Raw genomic sequence first — 8,339 nt, 5'->3', positions numbered from 1 at the left:
TCGCGCGAGGCGGCGCCGTCGATGGCTTGGGAGTATTCACCGACCTTGGCGATCTGCATCGGCATGAAGCGCGCATAGATGGCGTCGACATCGGCGTCGCCCGGCAGAGCGCCGTGGCATTCCTTCCATTGACGGGCGATTTCAGGGTTGTCGAGCAGGGTGCGGATGTGCTGCCACTTGGACAGGCCCATCGGACCGCGCGCCTGTTTCAGCGAGATATTCATGTCGAAGCTCTTGAAGGCATCGACGAAAATCTGCGTCGGCGCCAGCGAGCCGAAATCGACCAGCGTGCCGGCCCAGTCGAAGATCACTGCCTGCAGGTCGATGGGGGCATGGAGGGGACGTGTCATGGGAATTCCTTTGCGGTCAAAAATGCGATCAAGAGTGGAGGGCGGCGATGAAGTTGCGTCCGCGCGGGCCTTGCAGCGCGCGTTGCACCAGCGCATCCCAAGCTTCGGCGACGCCGTAATGCGATGGATCGGTACTGACGCCGAGACGTTCGAGGAACGCCGACAGCACGGCGACGGCTTGCTGCGCATCGGCGGCGTCGAAGATGTCCAGCAGCAGGGCGTCGACGGCCTCATCGTTGCCGAAGGCCAGCGCCATCACGTGCGGCAGCGAGAACGAGCAGGCGATGCCGTGGGCAACGCCGTGGTGCAGCGTGATGTCGTAGGACAGCGAATGCGCCAGCGCAGTCTTGGTGTTGGAGAACGCCAGGCCGGCTTGCAGCGCGGCGGTGGCCATGCGTTCGCGCAGCGCAAGGTCGTGCGGATGCGCCATGAGGTCGGGCAGCGTCGCCACGATGGTGCGTGCGGCGGCGGCGGCCAGGCTGGACGAGACCGGATTGCGGTTGACGTTCCAGATCGACTCCAGCGCGTGCGACAGCGCATCCAGGCCGCTGGCCAGCGTGATGCCCGGCGGCAGGCTCAGCATCAGTTGCGGATCGATGATGGCCGCCGCCGGCCAGGTCCATGATTGATGCAGCGAATACTTGCTGCCGGCGTCGGCATCCCAGATGGTGGCCCAAGGCGTGACTTCGCTGCCGGTGCCGGCGGTGGTGGGGACGGCGATCAGCGTCTTGGCGCCTGCGCCTGACAAAGCGTCGCCGTCGCGCAGATGTGCCAGCAATTCATCGAAGCGTCCCGAAGGTGTGCGCGTCAGCATGGCCTTGGCGCAGTCGATCACGCTGCCGCCGCCGAAGGCGACGATGCAATCGACGTCACGGTGTTCGCGCCACACGCGCTCATACATCGCGGCGAGCCAGCTGACGTCGGGATTCGGTTGCACGGCGTTTTCAATGCCGGCCAGTTGCGGGCCGAGCAATTGCGCGATGCGCGCTTCCAGTCCGAGCGCGGCGGCTTCGGGGAACGTGATCAGCAGGGCGCGCCTGCCGTTGAGCAGCGCCGGCAATTGCGCCAGGCTGCCGCTGCCGGCCTGGATGGCGACCGGGTTGTGATATTTCCACATGGGTTTCTTTGCTAAAAATGGGAGCGTGAAAATTAATGGACCTTGCCGTCCTGGATCATCTGGCGCAGGCGGCTGGAGATGGTGTCGGCAACCACCACCATCAGCGTCACGACCACGATGCAGGTGGCGGTGTCCTGGTACTTGAACAGTTTGAGGCTGCTGACCAGTTCGAAACCGAGGCCGCCGGCGCCGACCATGCCGAGCACGGTTGCCTGGCGCAGGTTGACCTCAAAGCGATACAGCACGGTGGCGATCCAGGCGGTGATGACCTGCGGCAGCACGCCGAAGACGATCACCTGCAGCGGACGGGCGCCGGTGGCGCGCAGGGCTTCCAGCGGGCCGTCGTCGATTTCCTCGATGCTTTCGGCAAAGAACTTGCCGACCATGCCGATGCCGTGCAAGGCCAGCGCCAATACGCCCGGGAAAGGCCCGAGGCCGACCGCGGAGACGAACACCAGCGCCAGGATCAGCTCGTTGATGCTGCGCGTGACGTTGAGCATCTGGCGCACGGCCTGATAGACGACACGGTTGCGATTGAGGTTGCGTGCCGCGAGGAACGACACCGGGATGGCGCCGATTACGCCCAGCAACGTGCCCCAGATGGCGATTTGCACGGTTTCCACGGCGGGGCCGACCAGATTGCCGAGGATCTTCCAGTTGGGCGGGAAGGAGCGGCTCAGGAAGTCTCCGATCTGCGGCAGGCCGTCGGCCAGTTCGCCCCAGCTCAGTTGCGTGCCTTGCGCGCTCCAGGCGAGGATGAAGGCGACTGCGGCCACGGCGGCGATCGACAGCAGCCAGGAGCGCAAGGTCAGCGGACGGGCGCCGGTCCAGACGTAGTCGTGATAGCTGGCGCGGTCCATGTTGGCAGACAAGGGCGTGCTCATGACAGGGCTCCTTCCAGGATCATTTCCGACGGTGCCGACGGTGCCGACGGCGGTCGCGCGGCGTCTGTTTCGTCCTGCGCCTTGACCTGATCCAGGCCGGAATAGATGAGATTGAGGTGCGACTCGCGCAGCTCGTCGCCGCGGCCGTCGAACACCAGCTTGCCGCCGGCCAGCCCGACGATGCGGTCGCCGAATTCGCGGGCGTAGTCGACCTGATGCAGGTTGCAGACCACGGTGATGCCGAGTTCGCGGCAAGCGGCGCGCAGGTATTGCAGCACCAGGCGCGAGGTTTTGGGATCCAGGCTGGCGACCGGTTCGTCGGCCAGGATGACTTGCGGACGCTGCGCCAGGGCGCGGGCGATGCCGACGCGCTGGCGCTGGCCGCCGGACAGCGCATCGGTGCGTTGTTCGGCCTTGTGTTCCAGTTCGACGCGGCGCAGGCAATCCATCGCCAGCGCCACATCCTGGCGGCTGAACAATTGCAGCACCGAACTCAGCGTCGCGGTCTGGCCGAGCCGGCCGGTCAGTACGTTCTTCAGCACCGACAGGCGCGGCACGACGTTGTGATGCTGGAAGATCATGGCCACTTGCTGGCGCAACTTGCGGATGTTGCCGTTGCGCGTATCGGTGGCGTCGAATCCGGCCGCCACCAGTTCACCGGAAGTTGGCGTGGCCAGGCCGTTGATACAGCGCAGCAAGGTCGACTTGCCGGCGCCGGACGGTCCCAGCACGACCAGGAATTCTCCGGGAGCGACATCGAGGTCGATGCCGCGCAGTACGGCATTGCTGCCGTATTGCTTGGTGAGCGAACGGATCCTGATCATTTCATTGCCTTGAGGTCGAGATTGAGGATTTTGGCGGTATCGCGCACGACGTTGTAGGCGGCGTCGTTGGTCGGCACGAAGCCGTTCAGCACGCCCTGGTCGCCCCATTCGACGTTCTTGATGTTGGCGAAAGCGGCGGCGACCTTCTTTTTCAGTTCGGGATCCAGATCCTTGCGCCAGACCATCGGCGATTCAGGAATGTCCGGCGAGGTCCAGACGATGTTGAAGTCGCTTTGCTTGACCACGCCCTTGGCGATGGCGGCGGCCAGGATGCGGTCGGCCACGGCGGCGGCGTCGACCTTCTTGTTGGCGACGGCGAGGATGCTGGCGTCATGCGAACCGGAGAAGATCACGCGGGAGAAATACTTGTTCGGTTCGACGCCTTGCTTTTGCAGGCCGGCCGTCGGGAACAGATGGCCGGAAGCCGACGACGGATCGACGAAGGCCATGGTGCGGCCCTTGAGTTGCGGCACGGTTTCGATGCCGCTGTCCTTGCGTACGATGATCAGGCTCTTGTAGGCGCTCTTGCCGGTCTTCCTGGTTTCGGCAACGGAGAAGGCTTCGACGTTGGCGATCGAGGTCGCCAGCACATAGGAGAACGGGCCGAGGTAGGCGACGTCCAGTTTCTTCGAACGCAGCGCTTCGATGATGCCGTTGTAGTCGGTGGCGATGAAGGGCTTGACCGGCATGCCCAGTTGCTCTTGCAGGCTGTCGATGACCTTCTTGCTGTTTTCCAGCATGGCCTGGGAATCTTCGGCGGGGATCAGGCCGACGGTCAGCTGTTGGGGCTGGGCGGCGAATGCCGAGCTTGCGGAAATCAGGCTAAGGCACAAGGCCAAAGGACGGAAAAGGGCGGAGAGACGTTTCATGATGCTCCTGGCGGCGGTGAGTGAGGTCCGTCCTGTGAGGACGGGCTTGTGTTCATGACTATTAACTGACCCTAAGATTAGGGAGGTTTTGTGACGTCTTTATTATCGATATAATCAGGAGATTGACGATTACCTATTGATTGGATCTATAGATGACGCCTTCGCAACTCCGTGCTTTCCTCGCCGTTGCCCGCAATCGCGGTTTCAGCGCTGCGGCGCGCACGCTTGGCGTCAGCCAGCCAACGCTGACGTCGCAGGTGCAGGCGCTGGAGCGCCAACACAATGTCGAACTGTTCTATCGGCGCGGTCGCCGTCTCGACCTGACCGATACCGGCCAGCGGCTGTTGCCGATCGCCCAAAAGATCGCCGAGCTCGAACTCGACGCCTACAACCTGCTGTACAACTCCGGCGTGCTCAATATCGGCCACCTGAAGCTGGGCGCGGTAGGGCCGTTCCATGTGATCGAAATGGTCGATGCCTATCGCCGCAAGTTCCCCAACGTCGAGCTGTCGATCCGCATGGGCAATTCAGCCGAGACCATGGCCGATCTCGAGAATTACGTTACCGACGTCGCCGTGCTGGCCAGCTTCAACGACGATCCGCGCTTCGTGGCGGTGCCGTATGCCGATCACGCCATCGTGGTGTTTGCCCACGTCGACCATCCGTTCGCCAGGCGCGATGCAATCAGCTTGCAGGAGTTGCATGGCCAGCCGATGGTGATGCGCGAGCAGGGTTCAACCACCCGGCTGGCGCTGGAGAAGGTGCTCAAGGAAGCTGACGTCATGCCGCGCGTGGTGATGGAGATCGGCAGCCGCGAAGCGCTGCGCGAGGCGGTGGCGCGCGGGATCGGGCTGGGTGCGGTGTCGGAGGCGGAGTTCGTGCCGGATCCGCGTCTGAAATTGCTGCGGATCGAAGGAAACCCGGTCAGTACTCATACCTATATTTATTGCCTGGCCGATCGCAAGGACAGCCGGCTGGTGGCGTCCTTCCTGGAGCAGGTGGCGACGCTGTAAGGGTTCAGGCTGCGGTGGCGGCTATTTCTGAGATTCTGCGATGCGTTCCAAAACGAATTGGCGCATCAGGTCGAGCACCGCCTGCGGCTGTTCATGATGCGGGGCGTGGCCGCAATCGGGGAGCATGGCTTTGTGCGCGGGTGCGCCGTTTCCCTTGGCGATACCGGACACAATGGCGTCGACCTGGGCCGGCGTGCCGTACTGGTCGTCGATACCTTGCATCACCAGGGCAGGACAGTCGATGCGCGGCAAGTCCGCCTCGATATTCCAGCCGGCGAAGGCAGGCGAGAGCCAGGTGTCGGACCATGCCTTGAAGATCTGTTCGGTCTTGTCGCCATGATATTTTTGCAATCCCTTCAGCTTGCCGTCGGCATAGGCGCGGTCGGCTGCCCGGATGCCTTCCAGCGTCACCGATTCGACAAAGACGTGCGCGGCTTCGGTGATGATTGCCTGCAGCAGGGGCGGACGTTGTGCGGCATGCAACAAGGCGATGCTGCCGCCGTCGGAATGGCCGATCAGGATGCAGGCTTGTCCGGGCAACAAGGCGGTCAATGCCTGCGGCAGTTCATCGACCGCATAGCGATGCAGATAATCCGGCTCACGCCTATGTTGCAGTGCGTCGGAAAGACCGTAGCCGAGACGGTCGTACAGCAGCCCGCGACAGCCCGTCGCCTTACACAAGCGTTGCGGAAAATCCTTCCACATTGCAGTGCAACCCAAACCTTCGTGGAGGAACACCAGCCAGGGTTTTACGCGATCGCCGTCGATGATTTCGTAGTGGATTCGTTGTCCTTTGTTGTTCGTCAGGAAAGGCATCGGGACCGGGTTTGCGAGTCGAAAGAACAGCTAGTTTTTCATGTTTTCAAAACGCAGTGCAAATATCTTCAAATCTCTCCCGCGCAGAAAAATAAATCTGCTATCTTTATAAACGGCACTGACCTGAAACCACAAGGAGACGCATATGGATTTGGTTGAAAAATTCGACGCCAAAGGCAAGACAGGAGGCGCTTATCACGTCGAGGTGTACCAGACGGAACTGGAAGAAGCCGACAAGGCCGCTCCGCCCGGACTAAAGACCTACAAGCTGGCTGACGGCCGTGCGCTTGATCCCTTGTCGGACGCCAAATTCAAGATTGTCCAGACCGGCGAAAAGATTTACCGGGTCTGACAGGATAAAGAAGCGCGCGCAAGCGCAAAAACTCAAACGGCAGACTTCGCGTCTGCCGTTTTTTATTATTGGATCAAGCCAACCGGGTTCTTAACCTGAGGTCGGCTTGCGGTAACCGCCCTCGACCCAACGCTCGGCGCTGGCGGCGCTCAGTTTGAAGTTCGGCGCCACCTGCGCCTTGGCCAGCATCTCGCCCATGTCGTCCCAAGCCTTCAGGTCGGCATACGGAAAGTCGTCATCGGGCACGATGTCCAGCGTCACCTTGATACTGCCTTCCGGACCGTCGACGGTGACGTGCTTGTGCAATTGCGCATGCAGCTGCTGCTCGCTGCGGCGACGGAATTCCGAAGCGGTCTTCACCAGCGTGTTGAAGGCGTTCTTGTCCATCGGTTTCGGGTTCTTCTTGTCGCGGCCCATGGTCCACGGACCGATCAGCGTCGGTTCACGTTCGCCTTCACGCGTCATTTCCACCGCCCAGCCGTCATCGTCGTCGTTCTTGATGATGCGCGCGGTCCAGCCTTCATCGCGCCACAGGCGCGGCTCCTGGATGACATCGGAAATGTCGGTGACGGCTTCTTCGGTATCGGTATCGGTATCGGGGGATTCTGGCGCAAGGTCGGACATGAGAGGCTCAATGAAGCAAAGTCCGCCATGATACGACAGGTTTGCAGATAAACTCCCGGACATGGAAATCGAACTCAAACTATTGATCGCCGCCGAGGACGTGGTTGCTTTCTGCGCCTTGCCCTTGCTGCAGCAACACGCCGTCGGCGCCGCCACATCCCAGGACTTGTTCAGCACCTATTTCGACACTCCGACGTTGCACCTGAAGCAGCACCGCTCGGCGCTGCGCGTGCGCAAGGCCGGGGCGTTGTGGATCCAGACCTACAAGGGCGGCGGCAGCGTCGCGGCGGGCCTGCATCAGCGCCACGAATGGGAATGCGAAGTGGCCGGCCCACGGATCGAGTTGGACAAGCTGCTGCCGCTGGTCGACAACCCGGCCGCCCGCGCCGCGCTGGAATTGCCCGGGCTGGCAGCGCAGTTGGAGGCAGTCTTCGCCACCAGTTTCCGTCGCACTGCCTGGCAATTGCGCTTGCCGCAGGGGACCGAAGTCGAGCTGGCGCTGGATCAGGGCGTGGTCGAAGCAGACGGTCGCACGTTGCCGATCTGCGAGATCGAGCTGGAGCTGAAATCGGGCCAGACCGACGAACTGCTGGCGTTTTCGCAGGCGCTGCGGCAGGCGATTGCCTTGGCGCCGAGCAATGTCAGCAAGGCCCAACGCGGTTTCGCCTTGCGCTTCCCAGGCAAGGACAGTTCGCTGTAACGACGCCCCGGCTGCGTTGCAAGGCCTGATCAAGGCTGCAACATTTTCTCCCGACAATTTTCCCCGACATTCGGATGAGGTCCCGTTCCGGCAGTGGCATGGATGCTGCTTGCCTGGAAGAGGACGGCGAACTTCGCTGATTTGCACAGCAGTGGTGCAAATCGAGAGGAGCCGTCACGGATTTGATTCATCCAAGACAGGGGAACCCATGAACACCATCGCCGCAGCCGCGCCTGCCAATATCGACACCGCCGCGGAAGAACGCGACGTCACTTTCCGTCGCGTCGTCTGGCGCATCGTCCCGTTCGTCACGCTGATCTGGTTCCTGGCCTGGGTCGACCGCGTCAATGTCGGTTTCGCCAAGCTGACCATGATGAGCGACCTGCAATGGTCGGACGCCGTCTACGGCGCCGGTGCGGGGATTTTCTTCATCGGCTATTTCATCTTTGAAGTGCCGAGCAACCTTGCGCTGCAAAAATTCGGCGCGCGCAAGACCATCATGCGCATCACCATCGGCTGGGGCATTACCTGTGTGCTGATGGCGTGGGTGCAGACCGCGACGCAGTTCTACTTCCTGCGTTTCCTGATGGGCGCGTTTGAAGCCGGCCTGCAACCCGGCGTGATCCTCTATCTGACCTACTGGCTGCCGACGCACCGGCGCGGCAAGGCGCTGGGGATCTTCGTCTCGGCCTCGGCGGTCTCGCTGGTGGTCGGCAGTCCTCTGGCCGCCTACATCATGGAGTTGTCGCAGGGCCTGGGCGGTTTCAAAGGCTGGCAATGGCTGTTCGTG

At 62.1% G+C, this 8,339-nt stretch carries 10 protein-coding genes and 1 pseudogene; 4 read left to right on the top strand and 7 right to left on the bottom strand.

Annotation, left to right across the window (positions count from 1 at the left end):
- The 5 genes and pseudogenes from HLUSI_RS0102840 to phnD form a co-directional block, all read right to left on the bottom strand.
- Positions 1 to 350 (bottom strand): annotated as a pseudogene (locus HLUSI_RS0102840) (phosphonoacetaldehyde hydrolase); the annotation flags it as partial.
- A 28-nt stretch (positions 351 to 378) separates the two neighbouring features.
- A complete protein-coding gene (gene psrA / locus HLUSI_RS0102835) occupies positions 379 to 1,467 on the bottom strand; it encodes an iron-containing alcohol dehydrogenase PsrA (protein ID WP_016832532.1) in 1,089 nt (362 codons plus the stop codon).
- A 32-nt stretch (positions 1,468 to 1,499) separates the two neighbouring features.
- Complete coding sequence (phnE, locus tag HLUSI_RS0102830) at positions 1,500 to 2,351, bottom strand: phosphonate ABC transporter, permease protein PhnE (protein WP_016832531.1); 852 nt, start codon at positions 2,349 to 2,351, stop codon at positions 1,500 to 1,502.
- A complete protein-coding gene (phnC, locus tag HLUSI_RS0102825) occupies positions 2,348 to 3,175 on the bottom strand; it encodes a phosphonate ABC transporter ATP-binding protein (protein WP_016832530.1) in 828 nt (275 codons plus the stop codon). The genes phnE and phnC overlap by 4 nt, the downstream gene beginning before the upstream one ends.
- The gene (phnD, locus tag HLUSI_RS0102820) at positions 3,172 to 4,044 is read right to left on the bottom strand and encodes a phosphonate ABC transporter substrate-binding protein (RefSeq protein WP_029363048.1); all 873 of its coding nucleotides are present in this window, start codon (positions 4,042 to 4,044) and stop codon (positions 3,172 to 3,174) included. The genes phnC and phnD overlap by 4 nt, the downstream gene beginning before the upstream one ends.
- 152 nt (positions 4,045 to 4,196) lie before the next feature.
- On the opposite strand from phnD, the gene HLUSI_RS0102815 reads away from it, so the two are divergent.
- On the top strand, positions 4,197 to 5,057 hold the full coding sequence (locus tag HLUSI_RS0102815; RefSeq protein WP_016832528.1) for a LysR substrate-binding domain-containing protein: 861 nt from the start codon (positions 4,197 to 4,199) through the stop codon (positions 5,055 to 5,057).
- A 21-nt stretch (positions 5,058 to 5,078) separates the two neighbouring features.
- Here HLUSI_RS0102815 and HLUSI_RS0102810 read toward each other — a convergent pair whose 3' ends face one another.
- Complete coding sequence (locus tag HLUSI_RS0102810) at positions 5,079 to 5,873, bottom strand: alpha/beta fold hydrolase (RefSeq protein WP_016832527.1); 795 nt, start codon at positions 5,871 to 5,873, stop codon at positions 5,079 to 5,081.
- 145 nt (positions 5,874 to 6,018) lie between these two features.
- Between HLUSI_RS0102810 and HLUSI_RS0102805 the strand changes: the two genes are divergently transcribed.
- Positions 6,019 to 6,225, top strand: a complete 207-nt coding sequence (locus tag HLUSI_RS0102805) for a hypothetical protein (protein WP_016832526.1) — start codon at positions 6,019 to 6,021, stop codon at positions 6,223 to 6,225.
- Between the two features lie 90 nt (positions 6,226 to 6,315).
- Here HLUSI_RS0102805 and HLUSI_RS0102800 read toward each other — a convergent pair whose 3' ends face one another.
- Positions 6,316 to 6,849 carry a hypothetical protein gene (locus HLUSI_RS0102800; RefSeq protein WP_016832525.1) on the bottom strand — a complete coding sequence of 178 codons (534 nt, stop codon included), beginning with the start codon at positions 6,847 to 6,849 and terminating at the stop codon, positions 6,316 to 6,318.
- 61 nt (positions 6,850 to 6,910) lie between these two features.
- Here HLUSI_RS0102800 and HLUSI_RS0102795 point away from each other — a divergent pair, with 61 nt between their 5' ends.
- Both HLUSI_RS0102795 and HLUSI_RS0102790 read left to right on the top strand, forming a co-directional pair.
- A complete protein-coding gene (locus HLUSI_RS0102795; RefSeq protein WP_016832524.1) occupies positions 6,911 to 7,549 on the top strand; it encodes a CYTH domain-containing protein in 639 nt (212 codons plus the stop codon).
- A 208-nt stretch (positions 7,550 to 7,757) separates the two neighbouring features.
- On the top strand, positions 7,758 to 8,339 hold a 582-nt coding region (locus tag HLUSI_RS0102790; RefSeq protein WP_016832523.1), incomplete at its 3' end, for an MFS transporter.

This window comes from Herbaspirillum lusitanum P6-12 (genome assembly GCF_000256565.1).
GTDB classification, from domain to species: Bacteria; Pseudomonadota; Gammaproteobacteria; order Burkholderiales; family Burkholderiaceae_D; genus Herbaspirillum; species Herbaspirillum lusitanum.
The sequence above is the reverse complement of the archived record's forward strand: the minus strand, read 5'-3'. Positions and strand labels throughout refer to the sequence as shown.

Bases quoted from the DNA above. Each gene is read 5' to 3' on its own strand.
- HLUSI_RS0102795 (WP_016832524.1), top strand. From the start codon at position 6,911: ATGGAAATCGAACTCAAACTATTGATCGCCGCCGAGGACGTGGTTGCT.
- HLUSI_RS0102815 (WP_016832528.1), top strand. From the start codon at position 4,197: ATGACGCCTTCGCAACTCCGTGCTTTCCTCGCCGTTGCCCGCAATCGC.
- HLUSI_RS0102810 (WP_016832527.1), bottom strand. From the start codon at position 5,873: ATGCCTTTCCTGACGAACAACAAAGGACAACGAATCCACTACGAAATC.
- psrA (WP_016832532.1), bottom strand. From the start codon at position 1,467: ATGTGGAAATATCACAACCCGGTCGCCATCCAGGCCGGCAGCGGCAGC.
- phnE (WP_016832531.1), bottom strand. From the start codon at position 2,351: ATGAGCACGCCCTTGTCTGCCAACATGGACCGCGCCAGCTATCACGAC.
- phnD (WP_029363048.1), bottom strand. From the start codon at position 4,044: ATGAAACGTCTCTCCGCCCTTTTCCGTCCTTTGGCCTTGTGCCTTAGC.
- HLUSI_RS0102805 (WP_016832526.1), top strand. From the start codon at position 6,019: ATGGATTTGGTTGAAAAATTCGACGCCAAAGGCAAGACAGGAGGCGCT.
- HLUSI_RS0102800 (WP_016832525.1), bottom strand. From the start codon at position 6,849: ATGTCCGACCTTGCGCCAGAATCCCCCGATACCGATACCGATACCGAA.
- phnC (WP_016832530.1), bottom strand. From the start codon at position 3,175: ATGATCAGGATCCGTTCGCTCACCAAGCAATACGGCAGCAATGCCGTA.